The sequence below is a fragment of the Kitasatospora sp. NPDC101108 genome, assembly GCF_055584725.1.
Genome location: NZ_JBVJLM010000023.1, coordinates 84,806 through 108,073 on the forward strand (window position 1 = coordinate 84,806; position 23,268 = coordinate 108,073).

A 23,268-nucleotide genomic window follows, 5' to 3' on the forward strand; every position below is an offset into this window, starting at 1 on the left:
GACGCCCCGCCCCGCTGTCCCGCCCCGCTGTCCCGCCACGAGTTCGCCCATCCCCGCCGCTGGAGGACCACGCCGTGACGCCGCTCGACCCGACCGGCCGCCCCACCCGCCCCGTTCCGGCCACCTTCCTGGCCGGGACCTCCGAACGGGCCGAGGCCCGGGAGGCCGACGAGCCCCGGAGGGCCGACGGGCCCCCGGCGGCCGAGACGACCGGGTCCGACGCGCCCGGGCCCGAGGCGTCCGGCTCCGACGCGCCCGGCTCCGACGTCCCCTCGGGCGTCCCGGCGGACACCCCCCTCGGCGCCCTGCGCCTTCCCGAGGCGCCGCTGCCGCCGGCCGAGGTGGACCGGCTGGTGAGCGGGCAGCACCACGACCCGCACGCCCTGCTCGGCGCGCACCCGGTGCACGGCGGCACGGCGATCCGGGTGCTGCGCCCGTTCGCCGAGCGGGTGGTGGTGGAGACCGACCAGGGCCCGGCCGAACTCACCCACCAGCAGGGCGGACTGTTCACCGGCCTGCTGGTGGGCGACGGGCTCCCGGACTACACCCTGCTGGTGACCTACCCCGGCGGCGAACCGCTGCGCCAGCACGACGGCTACCGCACCCCGCCCACCCTCGGCGAACTCGACCTGCACCTGATCTCCGAGGGCCGGCACGAGCAGCTGTGGCAGGCGCTCGGCTCCCACGTGCGCACCGTCGACGGCGTCACCGGCACCGCCTTCGCGGTCTGGGCGCCGAACGCCGTCGGGGTGCGGCTGATCGGCGACTTCAACCACTGGGACGGCACCGGCCACCCGATGCGCTCGCTGGGCTCCTCCGGCATCTGGGAGCTGTTCGTCCCCGGCCTCGCCGAGGGCACCACCTACAAGTACGAGATCCACACCCGCCAGGGCTGGGTGCTCGACAAGGCCGACCCGCTGGCCCGGGCCGCCCAGTGCCCGCCCGGCACCGCCTCGGTGGTCACCTCCTCCGCGTACCGCTGGCAGGACGGCGAGTGGATGGCCCGCCGGGCCCGCGCCGCGCACCACCGGGCGCCGATGTCGGTGTACGAGCTGCACCTGGGCTCCTGGCGGCCCGACCTCACGTCCTACCGCGCCATCGCCGAGGAACTGCCGGGCTACCTCCAGGAGTTGAACTTCACCCACGTCGAGTTCATGCCCGTCATGGAGCACCCCTTCGGCGGCTCCTGGGGCTACCAGGTCTCCGGCTACTACGCCCCCACCGCCCGGCTCGGCTCCCCGGACGACTTCCGGTACCTGGTGGACACCCTGCACCGGCACGGCATCGGCGTGATCGTCGACTGGGTGCCCGCGCACTTCCCCAAGGACGACTTCGCGCTCGCCCGCTTCGACGGCGAGCCGCTGTACGAACCCGCCGACCCGCTGCGCGCGGAGCACCCCGACTGGGGGACGCTGGAGTTCGACTACGGCCGCACCGAGGTGCGCAACTTCCTGGTCGCCAACGCCGTCTACTGGTGCGAGGAGTTCCACATCGACGGCCTGCGGGTGGACGCCGTCGCCTCGATGCTCTACCTCGACTACTCCCGCGAGGGCGGCGCCTGGACGCCCAACCAGTTCGGCGGCCGGGAGAACCTGGACGCGGCCTCCTTCCTCCAGGAGATGAACGCCACCGTCTACCGGCGCTGCCCCGGCGTGATCACCATCGCCGAGGAGTCCACCGCCTGGGACGGCGTCACCCGCCCCACCGACGCCGGCGGCCTCGGCTTCGGGCTGAAGTGGAACATGGGCTGGATGCACGACTCGCTGGTCTACATGTCCAAGGAGCCGGTGCACCGCAAGTACCACCACAACGAGATCACCTTCTCGATGGTGTACGCGTACTCCGAGAACTACATCCTGCCGATCTCGCACGACGAGGTGGTCCACGGCAAGCAGGCCCTGGTCTCCAAGATGCCCGGCGACTGGTGGCAGCAGCGCGCCAACCACCGCGCCTACCTGGGCTTCATGTGGTCCCACCCGGGCAAGCAACTGCTGTTCATGGGACAGGAGTTCGCCCAGGGCGCGGAGTGGCACCACGAACAGGGCCCGCAGTGGTGGGTGCTCGACGAGCAGTGGCCGGCCCACGCGGACCACCAGGGCGTGCGCCGCCTGGTCCGCGACCTCAACCGGATCTACCGCGACACCCCCGCCCTCTGGGAGCTCGACACCACCCCGGACGGCTTCCGCTGGCTGGACGGCGGCGCCGCCGAGGACAACCTGCTCTCCTACGTCCGCCACGCCGCCGACGGCACCCCGCTGGTCGCCGTCTGCAACTTCTCCCCGGTCATCCGGCACGGCCACCGGATCGGCCTGCCCAGCCTGGGCGGCCGCGAGCAGCTCTGGGAGGAAGTGCTGAACACCGACGCCGAGACCTACGGCGGCAGCGGCGTCGGCAACTCCCGCCCGATCAAGGCCGAACCCGTCGAGTGGAACGGCCAGCCCCGCTCCGCCGAACTGATCCTCCCCCCGCTCGCCACCCTCTGGCTCCGCCCGGCCTGAAGACCCCGGGGCGCCCGCCCGACCCCGGGCGGGCGCTCAGCCGGGGGCCGTGACCGGGAATCCGAGCTCCTCGGCGGCCCGGCCGAGCTCGCTTCGGGTTGACGCAAGGCCGAAGTCGGGCCGTTGGTCCCTTGCCCTCCCGCCTGCCCTCTGCTCGCGGACGGGCGTACGGGGTGCGAAGGTATGGTCGATATGACCAGCTTCCGAGGCGACGGGACGGAGACATCCGCGTGGCGCGCAGCGTGTACGTGACCGGGATCGACCGGGGGGACGGCCGGCAGGCGGTCGAGCTCGGGGTCATGGAACTGCTCACCCGCCAGGTGGACCGGGTCGGGGTGTTCCGTCCGCTGGTGCACGCGGCCGCGCCGGGCGAGCCGGGGTCGGACCACGTGGTCGAGCTGCTGCGCGGGCGGTACCGGATCGACCTGCCGAGTCCGGAGCTGTACGGGCTCACCTACGAGGAGGCCGCCGCGCTGCAGGCCGCCCAGGGGCAGGACGAGCTGGTCTCCACCCTGGTCGACCGCTTCCGGGCGGTGGAGCGGCGCTGTCAGGCGGTGCTGGTGCTCGGCACCGACTTCGCGGACACCAACATCCCGGACGAGCTGGCCTTCAACGCCCGCCTCGCCAACGAGTTCGGCGCCGCCGTGCTGCCGGTGCTCGGCGGGCAGGGCAAGGAGCCGGAGGCCGTGATCGCCGAGGTGCGCAACGCCCACCGGGCGTTCACCGACCTCGGCTGCGAGACCCTGGCGATGATCGCCAACCGGGTCGCGCCGAGCGCCAAGCAGCGGATCCAGCGCACGCTCACCGAGAAGCTGCCGATCCCCGCCTACGTCATCCCGGAGGAGCCGGCCCTCGCCGCGCCGACCGTCGCCCAGCTGGTCGAGGCGACCGGCGCCGAGGTGCTGCTCGGCGACGCGACCGGCCTGGCCCGGGACGTGCGCGGCTTCGTCTTCGGCGGCGCCATGCTGCCCACCTTCCTGGACGCGCTGACCGAGGGCGCCCTGGTCGTCACCCCCGGGGACCGCGCCGACCTGGTGATCGGCTCGCTGGCCGCGCACGCGGCCGGCGCCCCGCCGATCGCCGGTGTGCTGCTGACCCTCGGCCAGCACCCCGGCCCGAACGTCATGGCGCTCGCCGCCCGGCTCGCCCCCGGCACCCCGGTCGCGTTCGTCCCCGAGGGCAGCTGGCCCACCGCCGCCACCCTGACCCACCTGGAGGGCAAGCTCACCCCGGCCAGCCCCCGGAAGGCCGAGATCGCCCTCGGCCTGTTCGAACTGCACGTCGACACCGTCGAGTTGACCAACCGGATCGAGGTCGGCCGGTCCGAGCGGGTCACCCCGATGATGTTCGAGCACGAGCTGCTGGAGCGCGCCCGGGCCGGCCGCCGGCACGTGGTGCTGCCGGAGGGCACCGAGGAGCGGGTGCTGCGCGCGGCCGAGATCCTGCTGCGCCGCAACATCTGCGACCTCACCCTGCTCGGCGAGGTCGACGCGGTGCGCCGCAAGGCCGCGGGCCTGGGCATCGACCTCCCCCAGGAGACCCCGGGCGCCGACCGCGCCCAGGTCCGGATCGTCGACCCGACCACCAGCCCGCTGCGCCGCCAGTTCGCCGAGCTGTACGCGCAACTGCGGGCCCACAAGGGGATGACCGTCGAGCTGGCGCTGGACGTGGTCACCGACGTCTCCTACTTCGGCACCCTGATGGTCCAGGAGGGCATCGCGGACGGCATGGTCTCCGGCGCGGTGCACTCCACCGCGGCGACCATCCGGCCCGCCTTCGAGGTGATCAAGACCTCGCCGGGCGCCTCGATCGTCTCCTCGGTCTTCTTCATGTGCCTGGCCGACAAGGTGCTGGTGTACGGCGACTGCGCGGTCAACCCGGACCCGGACGCCCAGCAGCTGGCCGACATCGCGATCCAGTCCGCCGCCACCGCCGCCCAGTTCGGGGTGGAGCCGCGGGTCGCGATGCTCTCCTACTCGACCGGCACCTCCGGCTCGGGCGCGGACGTCGACAAGGTCCGCAAGGCCACCGAGCTGGTCCGCGAGCTGCGGCCGGACATCCTGGTGGAGGGCCCGATCCAGTACGACGCGGCGGTGGACGCCCACGTCGCGGCCACCAAGCTGCCGGGCTCGCCGGTGGCAGGGCGGGCGACGGTGCTGATCTTCCCGGACCTCAACACCGGTAACAACACCTACAAGGCCGTCCAGCGCTCGGCCGGCGCGGTCGCGGTCGGCCCGGTGCTGCAGGGGCTGCGCAAGCCCGTCAACGACCTCTCGCGCGGGGCGCTGGTGCAGGACATCGTCAACACCGTCGCGATCACCGCCATCCAGTCCCAGGACGACAAGGAGCCGAAGGCATGACCGGAGGGACGCGCGTCCTCGTACTCAACGCCGGCTCCTCGTCGGTCAAGTACCAGCTGATCGACATGCTGGACGGCGCCCGGCCGGCCTCCGGGCTGGTCGAGCGGATCGGCGAGTCCACCGGCCGGCTGGTGCACACCCCGCGGGTCGGCGAGCGGCGCGAGCTGCTGCAGGTCTTCCCGGACCACTCCGCCGCGCTGAAGGCCGTCGCCGAGGAGCTGGCCGCCGACGGCCTCGGACTCGACTCCCCCGAGCTGGCCGCGATCGGCCACCGGGTGGTGCACGGCGGCAAGCGGTTCACCGAGCCGACCGTGATCACCGACGAGGTGCTGAAGGAGATCCGCCGGCTGATCCCGGTCGCGCCGCTGCACAACCCGGCCAACATCACCGGCATCGAGGTGGCCCGCGCGCTGCGGCCCGACCTGCCGCAGGTGGCCGTGTTCGACACCGCCTTCCACGCCTCGATGCCGGAGTACTCCGCGCGGTACGCGATCGACAAGGCCGTCGCGGACGAGCACCGGGTGCGCCGCTACGGCTTCCACGGCACCTCGCACCAGTACGTCTCCCGGGCCACCGCCCGGCTGCTCGGCAAGGACCCGGCCGAGGTCAACGTGATCGTGCTGCACCTGGGCAACGGCGCCTCCGCCTCGGCGGTCAGCGGCGGCCACTGCGTCGACACCTCGATGGGCCTCACCCCGCTGGAGGGCCTGGTCATGGGCACTCGTTCGGGTGACATCGACGCCGGGGTGGTGTTCCACCTGCACCGGGTCGGCGGCCTGTCGATCGACGAGATCGACGACCTGCTGAACCGCCGCAGCGGCCTGCGCGGCCTGTGCGGCGAGAACGACATGCGCGAGATCATGCGCCGCGCCGACGAGGGCGACGCGGACGCCCGGCTCGCCTTCGACTCGTACGTCCACCGGCTGCGCAAGTACATCGGCGGCTACTACGCGGTGCTCGGCCGGGTGGACGCGATCGCGTTCACCGCGGGCGTCGGGGAGAACGCGGCGCCGGTGCGTGCCGCGGCCACCGCGGGACTGGAGGAGCTGGGCATCGCCGTGGACCCGGAGCTGAACTCGGTGCGCTCCGGCGAGGCCCGGATCATCTCGCCCGCGTACTCCCGGGTGGCGGTCGCGGTGGTGCCCACCGACGAGGAGCTGGAGATCGCCCGACAGGCCTTCGCCCTGGTGCACCGGGAGGTTGACGGTCCCGAGGGCTGACACACCGTCGTCTCGCTCCTCGGGATACTTCGTCGGCGATTCCCCACGATTCGTGCCGAATGCGCCTATAACACGAACGGATAGACTGATCCATATGCGCCGAGCGAAAATTGTCTGCACCCTGGGTCCGGCGACGGACTCCTACGAACAGCTGAAGGCCATCGTCGAGGCGGGCATGAACGTCGCCCGACTCAACATGAGCCACGGCAACCACGCGGACCACGAGGAGCGGTACCGAAAGGTCCGCCAGGTCTCGGAGGACACCGGCAAGGCCATCGGCGTCCTGGCCGACCTCCAGGGTCCCAAGATCCGTCTGGCGACCTTCGCCAACGGTCCGGTGACCGTCGACAACGGCGACGAGTTCACCATCACCACCGAGGACGTCCCCGGTGACCAGCACATCTGCGGTACCACCTACAAGGGCCTGCCCGGCGACGTGAAGCCCGGCGACCCGATCCTGATCAACGACGGCGTCATCGCCCTGGAGGTCGTCAGCGTCGACGGCCCGCGGGTGAAGACCGTGGTGGTCGAGGGCGGCGTGCTCTCGAACAACAAGGGCATCAACCTGCCCGGCGCGGCCGTGAACGTGCCCGCCCTGTCCGAGAAGGACAAGGAGGACCTGCGCTTCGCGCTGCGTCTGGGCGTCGACATGGTCGCCCTGTCCTTCGTCCGCAACGCGGACGACATCAAGGACGTCCACGAGGTCATGGACGAGGTCGGCATCCGGGTGCCGGTCATCGCCAAGATCGAGAAGCCGCAGGCCGTCGAGGCCATGGAGGAGATCGTCCTCGCCTTCGACGCCATCATGGTCGCCCGCGGCGACCTGGCCGTCGAGTACCCGCTGGAGCGGGTGCCGCTGGTCCAGAAGCAGCTGATCACCCTGGCCCGCCGCAACGCCAAGCCGGTCATCGTCGCCACCCAGATGATGGAGTCGATGATCCACGCCTCGCGGCCGACCCGCGCCGAGGTCTCCGACGTCGCCAACGCCATCCTGGACGGCACCGACGCGGTGATGCTCTCCGCCGAGTCCAGCGTCGGCAAGTACCCGGTCGAGACCGTCCGCACCATGAGCCGGATCTGCGAGAAGGCCGAGGAGGAGCTCGTCTCCCAGGGCCTGCAGCCGCTCAACCCGGGCCGCAAGCCGCGCACCCAGGGCGGCTCGGTCGCCCGCGCCGCCTGCGAGCTGGGCGACTTCCTGAACGGCAAGGCGCTGATCGCGTTCACCAAGTCCGGTGACACCGCGCGCCGGCTGTCCCGCTACCGCTCGCCGATCCCGGTGATCGCGTTCACCCCGGACGTGGCCACCCGCAACCAGCTCTCGCTGAGCTGGGGCGTCGAGTCGTACGTCACCGAGCAGGTGGCCACCACCGACGCGATGGTCGCCCAGGTCGACCGCGAGCTGCTGCGGCTGGGCGAGCTGAGCGAGGGCGACACCGTGATCGTCACCGCCGGTGTCCCGGTCGGCGTCCCCGGCACCACCAACCTGGTGCAGGTGCACCGCCTGGGCAGCCACGGCGAGTGATGCCCCGGTAGGACCGTACGAACGCCGGTGGGGCGGCCCTCCTTCACGGGAGGGCCGCCCCACCGGCGTCGTGGCGTGCGCCGCCTCGTCGCGGCGGCCGCTCGTCGCGGCCGCTACTTGTCGCTGTAGGGCGCGTTGTCGTTGAACAGGTGCATCCCCGGGATGTGCAGGGTGCCGCCGAACTGGCCGGCCTGCTTGGCGGTGACTCCGGTCAGCTCCAGGTCCAGCGGGATCGGCACGGAGCCGATCAGGTCGTAGAGCCAGCGCGGCAGGGTGTCCGGGGTGAGGGTGATCTCGCCCAGGTCGATCGGGATCGGCAGGCCGAGCACCTTGGACAGGTGGCCGGACAGCCGCTCCACGTACATGGTGACCTGGCCGTTGCGCATGGTCGAGGTCGAGCCGGGGGCGCCCTGGACGTGGAAGGTGACGCCGTTGCCCTCCAGGGTCGACATGTCGAGGTTCTCGATGTCCACGCTGTCGACCACGAACTTCAGCACCCGCTTGGTGCCGGTCGGGGTCTTCACGTCGTAGACGCCGTGGAAGGCCGCGCCGTGCAGGCCCAGCCGGCTGCTCTGCAGCGTCCAGTTCTGCTCCGGCACGACGTGCTCGGTGGAGGCCGCACCGGCGGTCAGGCTGCGGGTGTCCACGTCGCAGTTGGGGTTCGCGGTGGGCGAGGCGGACGGGGTCGGGGTGGCCGCCGGGGTCGCCGGGACGTCCGCCGACGGGGTCGCGGACGGGGCCGCCTTGGCGCCCGGCTTCCCGCCGGACGCGGTGGCACCCGGCGAGGGCTGCCCGGCCGGGGGCCGGGTGGCCGAGGACTGCCCGCCGGAGGACTGTCCGCCCGAGGACTGGGTGCCGGTGGCGGGAGCCTGGGGCTGGGACGGGGCGGGCTGCGCCGGGGTGCCGACCCGCGGGGCCGGGGTGGCCGGGGCCTGGGGGGTGGCACTGGGTGTCGCGCTCGGCGTCGGACCGGCCGAACCGCCCGGGTCCAGCAGGTGGTTGATGCCGCCGACGAGGTCGTCGATCAGCCCGGCCCGGCTCGCGGTGGCCGTGCCGTTGCCGGTGCCCTGGTACACCGCGCTCACCGCGCCCGAACCGCCGGTGGCGGTGGAGCGGACGACGGGCGGGGTGGTGGCCGTGCCGGCCGCCGGCGGCTTCACCGGGGCGGTGGTCGGGGCCGGGGCCGGCGCCTGGGTCGGGGCGGTGGTCGGCACCGAGCCGGGGCCGGTCGAGGGCGTCCCCGTCGGCGTACCGGAGGTGCCGGACGTACCGGGCGTGCCCGACGGCGCGGGCGGCGGCTCGGGCAGCTCGCTCTTGGGGACGGGCGTCTCGATCGGTGCCACGTCAGGAACGGTGACCGGTGCGTTGCCGCAGGGCTTGCCCGCCGCGGACTCGGCCACCGCCGGGTTGGGCGTGTAGGCCGCGGCCATCAGCAGCGCGGTGGGCACCGCGGCCATCGCCAGGGCGCGGCCTCTGAGTCTGACCCGCACCGGCGTGCGCGGCGCCGCGTGCCGGCCGGAGCGCTGCGCGGGGACGGCCTTGCCCTCTGCTTGCTCGGCCGGCCCGGTCACCGCGCCTCCTCCTGCTCCCCGGCGGTCGGCTGCTGCGGGACGACGGGCTGGGCGGCGGGCTGGGCGGCGGGCTCGGCGGCGCGCTCCTTGGGGGTGCCCTGGGCGGGCAGCTTGGCGGTGGGCGCCTCGACGGCCTCGGCCTTGGCGGGCTCGGCCCCGGCGGGCGCGGCGGCGACCGGCTCAGCGGCCCCGGCGGCAGCAGCCGGCTCGGTCGCGACGCGCTGCGCGATGGGGTTGTCCGCCTGCTTTCCCCGGCGCGCGCGACGCCCTTCGGCGGGCTCGGCGGCCGGCTCCGGCAGCGGGGCCCAGGCGACCATCAGCCCGCCGCCGATCAGGCCCGGCAGCAGCGACAGACCGAAGCCCGCGAGGTTGGAGACCGGGATCGAGACCAGCGTCAGCAGGATCGTCGCGATGCCCGCGAAGACCCGCACGGCGGGCTGGAACCAGGCGGTCAGACCGAGGATGATCATCAGCACCCCGATGATCAGCGACCCGGCGCCGGCCGTGGTGGACATCGCGATGGTCAGCCCGCCGAACGTCAGGTGGGCGTACGGGAAGTAGAGGATCGGAACGCCGGCGATCATGGCCAGCTTGCCGCCCCAGTAGGGCCTGGTGCGGCGGAAGTCACGCCAGTGCCGCCAGAGCCACCCGATGGGGTTCTGGTGGCCGGGCCGCGTCTCGACCGTTGCGCTGGACATGAACAACTCCTCGATGTCGCTACGAGGTTGGAACAAAAAAGGGGGGTGGCCGAGGAGCGGCGGTGATCCGCCGCCCCCCGGCCGCAGTTGACCCGTCACCCCGGCACGCCGCGCGGCGTGCCGTCAGACAGGGCTCAGAAGCACTCGTTGCCCGCGCCGTCGCCGCTCTTCAGCGCGAGGCTCAGGCCGTTCAGCTTGAACGTGCCGGCCGAGGTGGCCCGCGCGGTCTGCTGGACGCCGCTCAGGTCGGCGACCTTGGCGGACTGGGCGAAACCGGTCGCACCGGTCGGCAGACCGGCGCCGCCGCCCGCCTTGGTGACGCCCGGGTGCGGGGCCCAGCCCTGGGTGGCAGTGCCGGAGAGGGTGGAGGCGTCCTGACCGATGTTCATGTCGGTGAAGGACGCGTCCGCCTTCAGCTGCTCCAGGTCGATCAGCAGGTTCGAGGCCTCGACCGGCTTGGCGGAGTCGGTGCCGGCGTGCAGCTGCAGGGTGATCTTGCCCAGGCCGAACGCGGACAGGTCGGTCACCACCGACTGGCACAGGTTGTTGATGGTGGCGTGGTCGAAGGCCGAGACCGCGACCGGGTGCGGCTTGCCGCTCGCCTCGATGTCCACCGAGCCGAACTGGGCGAAGTTGGTGCCGTGCAGCTGGTCGGTGCTGACCTTGAACTGCTGGCCGGAAATGCTGAACGAGGCGGCGAGCGCGCTGTTGGCGATCGAGACGCCGACCATCGCGGTGGCCGCGACGCTCGGCACCATCACCAGGGCGAAGCGCTTCCAGCGGGTCTTGCCGTAGGTCTTGGACATGCGAGTCCTCCTTCTAGGACGTACATCTCCGGCTCCCCGGCGGCGCGTCCCGCGCCGGTGGGGGCCTGGGATGGGAGAGAGCTACGTCCTCGGTAGCGGAGAGCGCCTTGGGCGTCGTCGGACGCGGGAGCGGCCTGCGTGCTGCGGCACTCCCGTCCCGAAACCGGCCGTCCTTGTGGGACGACGGGTCGGACCGACGACATCGGCGATCACCCCCGAGCGACAACCAGCGACCGCGCAGGGCCGCGCGGCCGGTCGAGGACAGGAACCGCCGTGGGACCGCGGATACCCCCCTGCCCTCCCTACCGCCGGCCGGAGCCGGCGGATCACCCGGTGGGGATCCCGCGCTCCCCGTGACCGACCGGCTGTCGGAGGGTGTGGAGTCTGGGACCGGGCGTGGCCGATCGTGCTTGAAACCCGGGCGAAGCACAAGGGGTGCCTTACTGACGGGTAATGCAACAGCGGGTGGCGTCGATCATGGAATTGGCGCGATTTGCACCCTGCGTGACGCCTTGAAGGATTCGTGGCGACGAAATCTGCCGGAAACAGCAGCGAAACACCCGTGGGTGGTCACTGAACGTGACCACCCACGGGTGAAATCAAGATTTGGTAAACCTCTGTCCGGTTGCCCGGTTTGTCGCCAAATCCCCAGGCGACACCGCAGGTCATCCGCCGTGCCAGGCGCCCGGTGCCAGGACCGGGCCCGACCCCTCCGGCGGTGGGCTCAGAACAGCACGCGGGCCAGCGCCGCACGGGCCGCGACGACCCGCGGGTCCTCCGGGCCGATCACCTCGAACAACTCCAGCAGGCGCAGCCGGGCGGTGTCCCGGTCCTCGCCGAAGGTCCGGCCGACGGTGTCCACCAGGCGCCCGAAGGCGTCCTCGACGTGACCGCCCACCAGGTCCAGGTCGGCCGCCTGCAGCTGGACCGCGACGTCCTTCGGGTCGGCGGCGGCCGCGACCCGGACGGCCTGGAGGTCCAGGCCCTCGACCCGCTTGAGCAGCTCGGCCTGCGCCAGGCCCAGCTTGGCCTCGGTGTTGCCCGGCTGGTCGGCCAGCACGTTCTTGTACGCCTGGATGGCGCCGCCCAGGTCGCCGGCGTCCAGCGCGTCGTGCGCGGCCGCCAGCGCCGGGTCCTCCGGTCGCTGCGGACCGGCGGCCTCCGCGGCCTCGCCGCCCGGGGCGACCGCACCGCCGGAGATGCCGAAGCGCTGCTCGGCGACCAGGATCAGCTGGTCCAGCACCTTGCGGACGTTCGCGGCGCTCTCCGCGCCCTGGAACAGCGGCACCAGCTGACCGGCCACCACGGCCATCACGGCCGGGATGCCCTGGATGCCGAACTGCTGGGCGATCAGCTGGTTGGCGTCCACGTCGATCTTGGCGAGCACGAAGGCGCCGGCGTACTCCTCGGCCAGGCCCTCCAGGATCGGGCTGAGCTGCTTGCAGGGCCCGCACCACTCGGCCCAGAAGTCGATGACGACCGGCACCTCGGTGGAACGCTGGACGACCTCGGTCTCGAAGGTGTCCTCGGTGACGTCGATGACGAGCGGGTAGGTGGGCTGGGGGGCGACTCCGTCCGCTTCGGCGGCGGCCGCCTGGCGGGCCCGCTCGGCCCGGGCCTGCTCGGCCTTCTGGGCGGCCTCACCGGCCGCCTTCACTGCGGCGAGGTCGACCGCACCGCGCAGGGCGGCGCTGTTGAGACGCGAATTCCGTGGCTGCATGGCACCATCCTCCCCCGTCCGCGCTGCTCGCGGGCACCAACCGACGGAAAGTCGCCCCGCGCGGGCTGCGCGGTGCGGGATCCCGGGCCGGGCGCCCCTCCCCCGGTAGCCTGAACCGTTCGGCGCGGATCCCCACCCGCGCCCGCGCCGTTCCCGTCCCACGGGATCCGGCGCCTGGTTGTCACTGCTTTCGCTACAGGTCGTAGCGTAACTGGAGCCGGTGGCCCGGCCGCAAGCCCCACCGGTGGTTCGGGGACGTGAGCTGCCCCACTTTCCCGGGCCGCCCGGCTGCCCGAATCGGCGAACAGTCGCTACCGTTACCAGCCCCACCCAAGTTACTTACCAGTAAATCGCAAGGAGACCCGGTGCCGGCCGCCCAGCCCCCCGCGAGCCCGGACAGCGCCGTCCCGGGCAGCACCCTCCCGGGCAGCACCGTCCAGGGCGGCCCAGTCGAGGGCAGCGCGGCCCCGGACAGCACGGCCCCGGGCAGCGCGGCCCAGGAGGGGACGCCCGCGTCCCGGGCCAAGGGCCGCCCGCGCAGCGCCGCCGCCGACCTCGCGATCCTCGACGCCACCCGCGAGGCCCTCGCCGAACTCGGCTGGGGCGGGCTGACCATGGGCCACGTCGCGAGCCGGGCCGGGGTCGCCAAGACCACGCTCTACCGCCGCTGGCCGTCCAAGAACGAGCTCGTGGTGGACGCCGTCGCCAGCCTCTTCGACGACCTCGTGATGCCCGACCTCGGCAGCCTTCGGGCCGACATCGAGGCCGTGGTCGGCCAGTTCGCCGACCTGCTGGCCCGGCCGGAGACCCAGGCCGCGCTGCTCGCCCTGTTCGCCGAGGGCACCCGCGACCCCCAGCTGCGCCGCCGGATCCGGGAGGCGATCGTCGACCCGCAGAAGCACCTGGTCCGACAGGGCCGGGCAGCCGCCCAGGCGCGCGGCGAACTCGAAGCCGACACCGACGCCGGATCGGCCTGCGAGGAGGTCGACATCATCTTCGACACCATCGCGGGCACGGTCGAGCACCGCGTCCTGGTCAGCGGTGAGCCGATCACCCCGGAGTGGACCCGCCGCTTCACCGACCTGCTGCTCGGGCCGCTCACCACCGGCTGACGGCGCCCGGTCACGGCGGCGCCGCCCCGTACGAACTTCCGTACGGGGCGGCGCCGTTGAAGGATCAGCCGGTCAGAACGCCGCGTTCTCCCGGTACGTCCCCCACTCCTCGCGCAGCGCGTTGCAGATCTCGCCCAGGGTCGCCTCGGCGCGCACCGCGTCCAGCATCGGCGGGATCATCGACTCGCCCGAGCGCGCCGCCGCCAGCATGGCGTCCAGCCCGGCCCGCACCGCCGCGTCGTCCCGGGCCGCCTTGCGCTCGCCCAGCACCCGCACCTGCTCGCGCTCGACCTCGTGGCTGACCCGCAGGATCTCCAGGTCCGGGGTGACGCTGCGCGGGTGGCAGTTGACGCCGACCACGCGCTTCTCGCCCTTCTCCACCGCCTGCTGGTACTGGAAGGCGGCCTCGGCGATCTCGCCGGTGAACCAGCCCTCCTCGATCCCGCGCAGGATGCCGGAGGTGATCGGGCCGATCTCGTGGTCCTCGCGGCCCTTGTCCAGGATCCGCTGGAAGATCGCCTCGGCCTGCTGCTCGATCCGGTCGGTCAGCGCCTCGACGTACCAGGAGCCGCCCAGCGGGTCGGCCACGTTGGTGACGCCGGTCTCCTCCATCAGCACCTGCTGGGTGCGCAGCGCGATCTCGGCGGCCTGCTCGGAGGGCAGCGCCAGGGTCTCGTCCAGCGCGTTGGTGTGCAGCGAGTTGGTGCCGCCGAGCACCGCGGAGAGTGCCTCGACGGCGGTGCGCACCACGTTGTTGTACGGCTGCTGCGCGGTGAGCGAGACGCCGGCGGTCTGGGTGTGGAAGCGCAGCCACTGCGCCTTGTCGGTCTTCGCGCCGAAGCGGTCGCGCATCCAGCGGGCCCAGATCCGGCGGGCGGCGCGGAACTTGGCGATCTCCTCGAAGAAGTCCAGGTGGGCGTCGAAGAAGAACGACAGGCCGGGGGCGAAGACGTCCACGTCCAGGCCGCGGGACAGGCCCAGCTCGACGTAGGCGAAGCCGTCGGCCAGGGTGTACGCCAGCTCCTGCGCGGCCGTCGCCCCGGCCTCGCGGATGTGGTAGCCGGAGACGGACAGCGGCTTGTACGCCGGGATGCCCTTGGCGCAGTGCTCCATCAGGTCGCCGATCAGGCGCAGGTGCGGCTCGGGGGCGAAGAGCCACTCCTTCTGGGCGATGTACTCCTTGAAGATGTCCGTCTGCAGGGTGCCGTTGAGCACCGCCGGGTCCACGCCCTGGCGCTCGGCGGCCACGAGGTACATGCAGAAGATCGGGACGGCCGGCCCGCTGATCGTCATCGAGGTGGTGACGTCGCCGAGCGGGATGCCGTCGAACAGCACCTCCATGTCGGCGGCCGAGTCGATGGCGACGCCGCAGTGGCCGACCTCGCCGAGCGACTTGGGGTCGTCCGAGTCGTAGCCCATCAGGGTGGGCATGTCGAAGGCGACCGAGAGGCCGCCGCCGCCCGCGTCCAGGATCATCCGGTAGCGCTCGTTGGTCTGCTGCGCGTTGCCGAAGCCGGCGAACTGGCGGATGGTCCAGGTGCGGCCGCGGTAGCCGGTGGGGTGCAGGCCGCGGGTGAACGGGTACTCGCCCGGCCAGCCGATCCGCTCGAAGCCCTCGACCGGCTGCCCGGGGGCGGGGCCGTAGACCGGCTCCACCTCGTCGCCGGACAGGGTGGTGAAGTCCGCGTCCCGCTTGCGGGCCTTGTCGTACCGCTGCTGCCAGCGCTGCCGTCCGCGCTCGATCTCCTCGGCGTCCATGGGCCGAACTCCGCTCCGTACGGCCGCCACGGCACCGGGCGGCACAGCTATTAGGACGTCCTACTAATTTACTCGGACGTCCTAGTAGTTGTCGACGGCGGCCCGCCGCGGAACGGGTGACGATCGGAGAACGCGAAGAGCGCCCCGCCCCCACCGGGGACGGAGCGCTCTCGCGGAGCTCGTCGGCTCAGACGCCGGCCGGCTGGCGGGCGCCGCCCGCCGGGAGCTGCTCGGCGGCCTCGCGGGCCACCCTGCGCTCGAAGACGAAGGACAGGAACGGGATGCAGCCCGCCGCCAGGGTCAGCACCAGCCGGCCGAGCGGCCACTTCAGCTTCTGCCCGAGCAGGAAGGTCACCACGAAGTACCCGATGTACAGGTAGCCGTGCAGCATCGCGACGTAGGTGGTCAGGTCCTCGGCGGCACCGAAGCCGTACTTCGCGACCATGAAGCCGCAGAACACCAGCAGTGCGCAACCGGTCGCAATGGCCAGGCCGCGGTACCAGCCCAGCAGGGGGGTCGCCTTCATACTCTTCCTCGCCTCGCTCGGCATTTTCGGCCGGTACGCCCGGATCCGCGCACCGCTCCCACGAGGGTAGCCGCCCTCACGGCCGCTCCCGAGCAGCCCCCTCGACAGTCCGTCCGGCGATCTCGTCGGCGGCCCCGTCGTCCGGCTCCACGAAGTCCCCGGCGGCGACCCGCAGCGGCCTGAGCAGTTCGAACACCTGGCGGCACTGGTCGGGGCCGTACTCCTCCAACCCGAACTCCATCGCCATCAGCTCCCGGGTCGCCTCCTCGACCACCTCGCGGCCGCGCCCGGTGATCGCGGCGAGCACCCCGCGGCCGTCCAGCGGATTGGGGCGGCGGGCGACCAGGCCGGCCCGCTCCAGGCGGTCGACGGTGTTGGTGACGCTGGTCGGGTGGACCATCAGCCGCTCGCCGATCTTGGACAGCGAGAGCTCGCCGGTCCGGCTGAAGGTCAGCAGCACCAGCGCCTCGTACCGGGCGAAGGTCAGCCCGTACGGCTTGAGCACCGCGTCGACCCGGGACAGCAGGATCTGGTGCGCGCGCATGATCGAGGTGATCGCCGCCATCGAGGGCACGGTGCCCCAGCGGCGGGCCCACAGCTCGTCGGCGCGGGCGATCGGATCGAAGTCGAGTGCGAGGGGCTTGGCCACATCCTTACCGTACCGGCGGACGGGACGTGTGCTACCAGCTGTCCTGATGGTGGACAAGCGGGGAGCGGTGGCGGGATCCCGCCAATCGGACGGCCAGGTCCATACCTGGACATTGCGTCGATGTGAATGGACGGCAACACGTCTCCGGCGCACCGGTGTTGTCCGGCCGACGACCGAACGCCCCGCCACCAGGCCTCGACCCGGACCGGAACCCGCCGAACGTCGGGGTGAATTGCCCCCTTTGTCCTTCCGTTCACATTGCTTCGTCTTGGCGGGACTTGGCCAATTCATGAGGAAGACCTGTCATTTGATTTGCTCGATTGTCATGCTTTCCGCCAACCCCGTTCGACAGCCACCACCCCCACCCAACCGGTGGCAGCCGCACGACCGCTCGGGGTCCTCGCACGTCAGCGCCCGTCCCGCCCCTCAGGTGTCGACCCCGGCCCCCGGGACGCGGCGCGACCGCGCCCACACGCGGTTTCCCGGAAGGACTCGTCCGTGAAGCGAAAGCTCGCCGCAGTCGCCGTACTCTCCGCCACCGCCCTGCTGACCGGTGTCGTCCAGGGTGTCGCCGCCCAGGCCGACCCCGCGCCGCACGCCCGGGGCGCCCAGCAGCACGCCGACCTGATCGCCCAGGCGAACGGCCAGGCCGCCAAGGTGGCGCACGCCCTCGCCCTGGGCGGCCAGGAGCAACTGGTGGCCAAGGACGTCGTGGTGGACGCCGACGGCACCCGCCACCTCCGCTACGAGCGCACCTTCGCCGGACTCCCGGTCCTGGGCGGCGACCTGGTGGTGCACCAGAAGGCGGACGGCACGACCACCGCCGTGGACAAGGCCGTCGGCGCCCAGCTCGCGCTGCCCAGCCTCACCCCGAAGATCCCCGCGGACCGGGCCGCCGCCCAGGCGACCGGCGCCGTGCAGTCCACCGTCGGCATCGCCGACGACGAGGACGAGGCCCCGCTGAGCGAGGTCCGGCAGACCGGCACCGCCGCCCTGGTGGTCTGGGCGGCCGACGGCAACCCGCGCCTGGCGTACCGCACCACCGTCGAGGGCCTGCGCGCCGACGGCACCCCGAGCAGCCAGCTGCTGGTCACCGACGCGGCCACCGGCCAGGTGCTCTCCACCCACGAGCAGGTGCAGACCGCCTCCGGCACCGGCAAGGGCGTCTTCGTCGGCACCGTCCCGCTGACCACCACCCAGAGCGGCACCTCGTACCAGCTGAAGGACGCCACCCGCGGCGGCCAGGCCACCTACAACCTGAAGAACAAGACCTCCGGCAGCGGCACCCTGTTCGCCAACAGCACCAACAGCTTCGGCAACGGCCTGGTCTCCAACCAGGAGTCCGCCGCCGTGGACGCCCAGTACGGCGCCGCCGCCACCTGGGACTTCTACAAGAACACCTTCGGCCGCAACGGCATCAAGAACGACGGCGTCGGCGCCGTCAGCCGGGTCCACTACGGCTCCAGCTACGTCAACGCGTTCTGGAGCGACAGCTGCTTCTGCATGACGTACGGCGACGGCGCCAGCAACACCCACCCGCTCACCGCGCTGGACGTGGCCGGCCACGAGATGAGCCACGGCGTCACCTCCGCCACCGCGGGCCTCAACTACTCCGGCGAGTCCGGCGGCCTCAACGAGGCCACCTCGGACATCTTCGGCACCATGGTCGAGTGGTACGCCAACCTGGCCTCCGACAAGCCGGACTACCTCATCGGCGAGCAGATCAACATCAACGGTGACGGCAAGCCGCTGCGCTACATGGACCAGCCGTCCAAGGACGGCCGCTCGGCCGACTACTGGTCCTCCTCGGTCGGCGGCCTGGACGTCCACTACTCCTCGGGCGTGGCCAACCACTTCTTCTACCTGCTCGCCGAGGGCAGCGGCGCCAAGACGATCAACGGCGTGAGCTACAACAGCCCGACGTACAACGGCTCGACCCTCGCCGGGATAGGCCGGGACAAGGCGGCCGCGATCTGGTACCGGGCGCTGACCACCTACTTCACCTCCACCACCAACTACGCGGCGGCCCGCACCGGCACGCTGAAGGCCGCGGCCGACCTGTACGGCGCCACCAGCGCCGAGTACGCGGCCGTCGCCGCGACCTGGACCGCCGTCAACGTCAAGTGACGTACGGCGCACGGTGAGCAGGACGCCCGGGGCCCCGTTGGAGGGCAGGCCCCGGGCGTCCGTCCGTGCCCGCGCCGACGACTCCCGGCCAATCCCCCCGGACGCCCTGTTCTTCCGCGGCGGGCATTGTCATGCTTCTGACCAAACCCCGAATCCACTCCCGGCAAGAAACGGCGACAGGCTGCCGCGGCCCTTTGGGAGAGGAGGCCGCGGCAGCCTGTCGACCGTCCGAGCGCGTCAGGCAGTGGCGGGCCGCAGCTCCCCGCGCTCCTCGCGGCCGAGCATCCGCTCGGCGACGAAGCCGCCGAACGGCAGCACCGAGAGCACGAACAGCAGGACTCCGCGCTTGGCGTCCCACTTCTGCGTCTGCCAGGCCTGGATCCAGAAGACCACGTACAGGATGAACAGGATCCCGTGGACCATGCCCATCACCGGCACGGCGTCGAAGGACGTGGTCCGCTTCAGCACCGAGCAGATCAGCAGCAGGACGAAGGAGATCCCCTCGGGGGCGGAGACCAGGCGCAAGCGGTGGACGGCGCTGCTGTTCACGTTGGATACCTCAATACGGGGGTCGGAGGCGTGGGCACGCTTGTGAAGCGACTCACAAGCCTTCCGGCCATTATCACCGAGCACATGTCCGAGCCCCGGGCCGGGGGTGGCCACCGTGCCGGATGTCACAGCCCCGCGCCAGAACCGCGCCGGGTGCGGCAGCACGCCGCCCGTACCCCCTATCCTGCTGCCCGCGCGCCCACCGGAACCGGGCGCCACCGGCACCGCACACGGGGGGTAGTCACCACATGTTCAAGCGCGACTGGGACCGCAGGACCTGCGCCAAGCGCGGCCACATCACCTACGCGCCGACCGAGCCCGAGCTGGCCTCCCGGCTGCACGCCGCCACCGCCGTCGGCGACGCCTGGCGCTGCCTGCGCTGCGGCGACTTCTCGCTCGGCGCCCCGCACGGCTCCGGCCCGGCGGCGGACGCCCCACTGGTGCCGCGCGGCAAGGCGCTGCGGGACCTGTTCATCCTGCGCTTCCTGGCCGTCGAGCGGGTGCTGCGCGGCGTGATCATCATCCTGATGGCCTGGGGCGTCTGGAAGTTCTCCAACAGCCAGGAGGCCGTGCAGCGGATCTTCGAGCAGGACCTCACGGTCTTCAAGCCGGTCACCGACCACTTCCACTGGGACCTCGACCACGCCCCGATCGTCGAGACGATCCGCAAGACCTTCGGCTACCAGAAGAAGACCCTGCTGATCGTCGCGGGCGCGATGATCGCCTACGCGCTGATCGAGATCGTCGAGGCGGTCGGCCTCTGGCTGGGCCGGCGCTGGGCCGAGTACCTGACCGTGGTCGCCACCGCCGCCTTCCTCCCGCTGGAGGGCTACGAACTGCACGAGCACGTCAGCGCGGTGAAGATCTGCACCCTGCTGCTGAACATCGCCGCGGTGCTCTGGATCATGCTCTCCAAGCGGCTGTTCGGCCTGCGCGGCGGCGTGGTTGCCTTCGAGGCGGAGCGCCACTCGGCCTCGCTGCTGGAGGTCGAGGAGGCGGCCGGAACCGTCCCCGCCCACGGCCGCGGCCACGGGGCGCACGCACGGTCCTGACCCGAACGATTGTCCCGGGTCCGTACCGGTTGGGCCCCGCCCCCTCGCCCGGCCGCCCCGGCGGAAGCTAGATTGCGGCCGTGGCACAGTTCAGACTCCAGGGATCGCGGGTGCTCGCCGTCGAGTTGGGCGGCGACGCCGTCAAGGCCCGGCACGGCTCGATGGTCGCCTACACCGGCCAGATGACCTTCAAGAAGCTGACCGGTGGAGGGGACGGCCTGCGCGGCATGGTCGCCCGCAGACTCACCGGCGAACGGATGACGGTCATGGAGGTGAAGGGGCAGGGCACCTGCTACTTCGCCGACAAGGCCACCGAGATCAACCTGGTCCGCCTCGACGGGGAGACCCTCTACGTCGAGGCGGACAACCTGCTGTGCACCGAGGCGGGCCTGCACACCGGCACCAGCTTCACCGGGCTGAACGGCGTCTCCTCGGGCAACGGTCTCTTCACCACCAAGGTGGAGGGCCACGGCTGGGCCGCCGTCACCTCCAACGGCCCGGCCGTCATCCTGCGGGTCGGCAAGGACATGCCGCTGCGGGTCGACCCCGGCGCGTACATCGCGCACACCGGCAGCCTCCACCGCAGCCTGAAGTCGGGCGCGGGCTGGACCACGGTGATCGGCGAGGGCGGCGGCGAGGCCGTCCAGGTCGAGTTCACCGGCGAGGGCCTGGTGTACGTCCAGCCCTCCGAGAAGGTCACCCTCGGGGGTGACGTCTGATGGGCTTCACCCGGATCAACGGGAAGATGGTCGAGGCCCAGGTGGTGCCCGGCCAGCGGCTGTTCAGCCAGCGCGGGGCGATGCTCGGGTACACCGGCGACGTCCGGTTCACCCCGAACATCACCGGCGGCCAGGGCGGCGTGATGTCGATGATCGGCCGCCGGGTCGCCAACGAGGACACCCCGCTGATGACCGTCGAGGGCCAGGGGCGGGTGATGTTCGGCCACGGCGGCCACCACGTCCACGTGGTCGACCTCACCGGCGACACCCTGTTCGTCGAGGCGGACCGGCTGCTCGTCTTCGAGGGCACGCTGCGGCAGTCCACCGTGTTCCTCGGCTCGCAGGGCGGGGTGATGGGCATGGTCCGCGGCCAGGTCAGCGGGCAGGGCCTGTTCACCACCCGGCTGGAGGGCCACGGCTCGGTCGCGGTGATGGCCCACGGCGGCGTCTTCGAACTGCCGATCACCCCGGGCCAGTCGGTGCACGTCGACCCGCAGGCGTACGTGGCCCACCGCGGCGAGGTGCGCAACAAGCTGTCCACGGCGATCGGTTGGCGCGAGATGATCGGCCGCGGCTCGGGCGAGGCGTTCCAGCTGGAGCTGTCCGGGCAGGGCACGGTGTACGTCCAGGCGAGCGAGGAGAAGCTCTGATGTCCCACCCTCCGCAGCCGCCGCAGCCGCCCTACGGGCAGTCCCCGTACGGGCAGTCGCCGCACGACCAGCCGACCCAGCCGGGCTTCGTAGTGCCGCCGGTGCCGCCGAACCACGGCCGCTCCGCGGACTACCCGCCGCCCCCTCCCCCGCCGCCCGGCCACCAGCCGCAGCCCCAGGCCCAGGTCCAGGTACAGGCCCAACAGGCCTACGCCCAGGAGCAGTTCGACGGCCGGCAGGCCCCGCTGCCGAGCACCCACGGCGGCGAGGGCCCGGTGGTGTACGACGCGTACACCCTGCCGGCCAACGACAACGTCAACCCGTACGCCTTCGCCGTCGACCTGAACGGTTCGTACTTCCTGCAGAAGGGCAAGATGGTCGCCTACTACGGCGACATCACCTTCCGCGGCGTCGGCGCCGGGATGGTCGACCGGGTGCTCGGGCAGCACTTCAACTCCCCGCTGCACGCGGCGGACTGGGTGGTCGCCCAGGGCAGCGGCAAGCTGCTGCTGGCCGACCGCGCCTACGACCTCAACTCCTACGACCTGGACGACGGCAACCTGACCGTCCGCTCCGGCAACCTGCTCGCCTTCGACCCCACGCTGCGGCTCAAGCAGTCGATCATCCCGGGCTTCCTGACCCTGATCGGCACCGGCCGCTTCGTCGCCGCCTCCAACGGGCCGGTGCACTTCGTGGAGCCGCCGATCCGGGTGGACCCGCAGGCCCTGGTCGGCTGGGCGGACTGCCCGGCGCCGTGCCACCACTACGACCACGACTACCTGCACGGGGTGGTCGGCGGTCTGCGGCGGCTGACCGGCATCGGCGGGGCCTCCGGCGAGGAGCACCAGTTCGAGTTCATCGGCGCCGGGCAGGTGCTGGTGCAGTCGAGCGAGCAGCTGATGGCCGAGCGGTCGGTGGGCCGGGTGGACGCCGAGGCGGGCGTCCCGGGAGCCGGGGTGCCGCCCCAGCCGGGCCACGGCGGCAACCACCCCAACGCGCCGGGCCTCGGTAACCTGGGCGAACTCGGGCGGCGTTTCGGCCTGTAAACTTGTACAAGATTGAACTAAATCGGCTATGCTGGACCCCATGGATACGCACACAATCGACACTGCGGACACCCCTGAACCGCGGCCCGAGGAGGAGACTCCCTGGCTGACCTCCAGGGAGCAGCGGATGTGGCGCGCCCATCTTGAGGTCGCCAAGCTGCTCGAATACCAGCTCAGCCGCGAACTCCAGCCCCACAACCTGGCGATCAACGACTACGAGATCCTGGTCGTGCTCTCCGAGGCGCCCGACCACCGGATGCGGATGACCGACCTGGCGACCGCCACCCTGCAGTCGAAGAGCCGGCTCTCCCACCAGATCACCCGCATGGAGAACGCCGGCCTGGTCCTGCGCCAGGAGTGCCCCGGCGACCGCCGCGGCCTCTACGCCCACCTCACCGAGCAGGGCTGGGAAACCATGCAGCGGGTCGCGCCCGACCACGTCCGCAGCGTCCGGGCCCACTTCATCGACCGCTTCACCCCGGAACAGCTCGACGCCATCTACGAGGCCCTCGCCCCCGTCGCCGAGCACCTGCGCGGCCTCCGCGGCCGCTCGTAGCCTTCGGCTCCTGCCGCGCAGGAAGTCGGCCGGGCGACTCTGCTGGCGAAGTATTTGATCTAGGTCAGGCCGCTGTTGCGATGCCGTGTTGGGTGCAGAGTGCGTGGATGCGGGTGGGGCGGCGCTCTG

19 protein-coding genes are annotated in these 23,268 nt (G+C 72.0%); 11 read left to right on the plus strand and 8 right to left on the minus strand.

All coding sequences use genetic code 11. The features are described 5' to 3' along the window. Positions 1–74 precede the first annotated feature (74 nt). From glgB to pyk, 4 genes are all read left to right on the plus strand, one after another. Complete coding sequence (gene glgB, locus ACZ6Z8_RS32975; RefSeq protein WP_465613705.1) at positions 75–2,498, plus strand: 1,4-alpha-glucan branching protein GlgB; 2,424 nt, start codon at positions 75–77, stop codon at positions 2,496–2,498. A gap of 230 nt (positions 2,499–2,728) precedes the next feature. After that, positions 2,729–4,858: a phosphate acetyltransferase gene (gene pta / locus ACZ6Z8_RS32980; RefSeq protein WP_465613706.1), complete on the plus strand. Its 2,130-nt coding sequence runs from the start codon at positions 2,729–2,731 to the stop codon at positions 4,856–4,858. Further along, the gene (locus tag ACZ6Z8_RS32985) at positions 4,855–6,078 is read left to right on the plus strand and encodes an acetate kinase (RefSeq protein WP_465613707.1); all 1,224 of its coding nucleotides are present in this window, start codon (positions 4,855–4,857) and stop codon (positions 6,076–6,078) included. The genes pta and ACZ6Z8_RS32985 overlap by 4 nt, the downstream gene beginning before the upstream one ends. 94 nt (positions 6,079–6,172) lie before the next feature. Beyond that, on the plus strand, positions 6,173–7,600 hold the full coding sequence (pyk, locus tag ACZ6Z8_RS32990) for a pyruvate kinase (protein WP_465613708.1): 1,428 nt from the start codon (positions 6,173–6,175) through the stop codon (positions 7,598–7,600). A 113-nt stretch (positions 7,601–7,713) separates the two neighbouring features. Here pyk and ACZ6Z8_RS32995 read toward each other — a convergent pair whose 3' ends face one another. The 4 genes from ACZ6Z8_RS32995 to ACZ6Z8_RS33010 all read right to left on the minus strand — a co-directional run bounded on the left by ACZ6Z8_RS32995 (position 7,714) and on the right by ACZ6Z8_RS33010 (position 12,395). After that, entirely contained in the window at positions 7,714–9,171 is a 1,458-nt protein-coding gene (locus tag ACZ6Z8_RS32995) for a DNA polymerase III subunit gamma/tau domain-containing protein (RefSeq protein ID WP_465613709.1), read from the minus strand. Continuing rightward, positions 9,168–9,869: a DUF6114 domain-containing protein gene (locus ACZ6Z8_RS33000; RefSeq protein WP_465613710.1), complete on the minus strand. Its 702-nt coding sequence runs from the start codon at positions 9,867–9,869 to the stop codon at positions 9,168–9,170. Before ACZ6Z8_RS33000 ends, ACZ6Z8_RS32995 begins: the two co-directional genes overlap by 4 nt. A 134-nt stretch (positions 9,870–10,003) precedes the next feature. Then, positions 10,004–10,675 (minus strand): DUF6230 family protein, encoded by a 672-nt coding sequence (locus tag ACZ6Z8_RS33005; protein ID WP_396477004.1) that lies wholly within the window; start codon positions 10,673–10,675, stop codon positions 10,004–10,006. Positions 10,676–11,399: 724 nt separating this feature from the next. Beyond that, complete coding sequence (locus ACZ6Z8_RS33010; RefSeq protein WP_465613711.1) at positions 11,400–12,395, minus strand: tetratricopeptide repeat protein; 996 nt, start codon at positions 12,393–12,395, stop codon at positions 11,400–11,402. A gap of 560 nt (positions 12,396–12,955) precedes the next feature. Between ACZ6Z8_RS33010 and ACZ6Z8_RS33015 the strand changes: the two genes are divergently transcribed. Then, positions 12,956–13,507 (plus strand): TetR/AcrR family transcriptional regulator, encoded by a 552-nt coding sequence (locus ACZ6Z8_RS33015; protein ID WP_465613722.1) that lies wholly within the window; start codon positions 12,956–12,958, stop codon positions 13,505–13,507. 72 nt (positions 13,508–13,579) lie between these two features. Here the strand turns inward: ACZ6Z8_RS33015 and ACZ6Z8_RS33020 are convergent, their stop codons facing one another. The 3 genes from ACZ6Z8_RS33020 to ACZ6Z8_RS33030 form a co-directional block, all read right to left on the minus strand. Continuing rightward, positions 13,580–15,265, minus strand: coding sequence for an acyl-CoA mutase large subunit family protein (locus ACZ6Z8_RS33020; RefSeq protein ID WP_402818937.1), 1,686 nt, complete (start codon positions 15,263–15,265; stop codon positions 13,580–13,582). A gap of 187 nt (positions 15,266–15,452) precedes the next feature. After that, on the minus strand, positions 15,453–15,791 hold the full coding sequence (locus ACZ6Z8_RS33025; RefSeq protein ID WP_465613712.1) for a DUF3817 domain-containing protein: 339 nt from the start codon (positions 15,789–15,791) through the stop codon (positions 15,453–15,455). 76 nt (positions 15,792–15,867) lie between these two features. Beyond that, entirely contained in the window at positions 15,868–16,440 is a 573-nt protein-coding gene (locus ACZ6Z8_RS33030) for a MarR family winged helix-turn-helix transcriptional regulator (RefSeq protein WP_465613713.1), read from the minus strand. Between the two features lie 498 nt (positions 16,441–16,938). Between ACZ6Z8_RS33030 and ACZ6Z8_RS33035 the strand changes: the two genes are divergently transcribed. Beyond that, positions 16,939–18,567 (plus strand): M4 family metallopeptidase, encoded by a 1,629-nt coding sequence (locus ACZ6Z8_RS33035; RefSeq protein ID WP_465613714.1) that lies wholly within the window; start codon positions 16,939–16,941, stop codon positions 18,565–18,567. A 237-nt stretch (positions 18,568–18,804) separates the two neighbouring features. Here ACZ6Z8_RS33035 and ACZ6Z8_RS33040 read toward each other — a convergent pair whose 3' ends face one another. Further along, positions 18,805–19,116, minus strand: coding sequence for a DUF3817 domain-containing protein (locus ACZ6Z8_RS33040; RefSeq protein ID WP_465613715.1), 312 nt, complete (start codon positions 19,114–19,116; stop codon positions 18,805–18,807). A 248-nt stretch (positions 19,117–19,364) separates the two neighbouring features. On the opposite strand from ACZ6Z8_RS33040, the gene ACZ6Z8_RS33045 reads away from it, so the two are divergent. From ACZ6Z8_RS33045 to ACZ6Z8_RS33065, 5 genes are all read left to right on the plus strand, one after another. Beyond that, on the plus strand, positions 19,365–20,168 hold the full coding sequence (locus ACZ6Z8_RS33045; protein WP_465613716.1) for a DUF2127 domain-containing protein: 804 nt from the start codon (positions 19,365–19,367) through the stop codon (positions 20,166–20,168). 80 nt (positions 20,169–20,248) lie between these two features. Continuing rightward, positions 20,249–20,887, plus strand: a complete 639-nt coding sequence (locus ACZ6Z8_RS33050) for an AIM24 family protein (protein WP_402818919.1) — start codon at positions 20,249–20,251, stop codon at positions 20,885–20,887. After that, entirely contained in the window at positions 20,887–21,537 is a 651-nt protein-coding gene (locus tag ACZ6Z8_RS33055; RefSeq protein ID WP_465613717.1) for an AIM24 family protein, read from the plus strand. Before ACZ6Z8_RS33050 ends, ACZ6Z8_RS33055 begins: the two co-directional genes overlap by 1 nt. A 245-nt stretch (positions 21,538–21,782) precedes the next feature. Next, positions 21,783–22,583: an AIM24 family protein gene (locus ACZ6Z8_RS33060; protein WP_465613723.1), complete on the plus strand. Its 801-nt coding sequence runs from the start codon at positions 21,783–21,785 to the stop codon at positions 22,581–22,583. Positions 22,584–22,623: 40 nt separating this feature from the next. Beyond that, positions 22,624–23,139 (plus strand): MarR family winged helix-turn-helix transcriptional regulator, encoded by a 516-nt coding sequence (locus tag ACZ6Z8_RS33065; RefSeq protein WP_465613718.1) that lies wholly within the window; start codon positions 22,624–22,626, stop codon positions 23,137–23,139. The last annotated feature ends 129 nt before the right edge of the window (positions 23,140–23,268 follow it).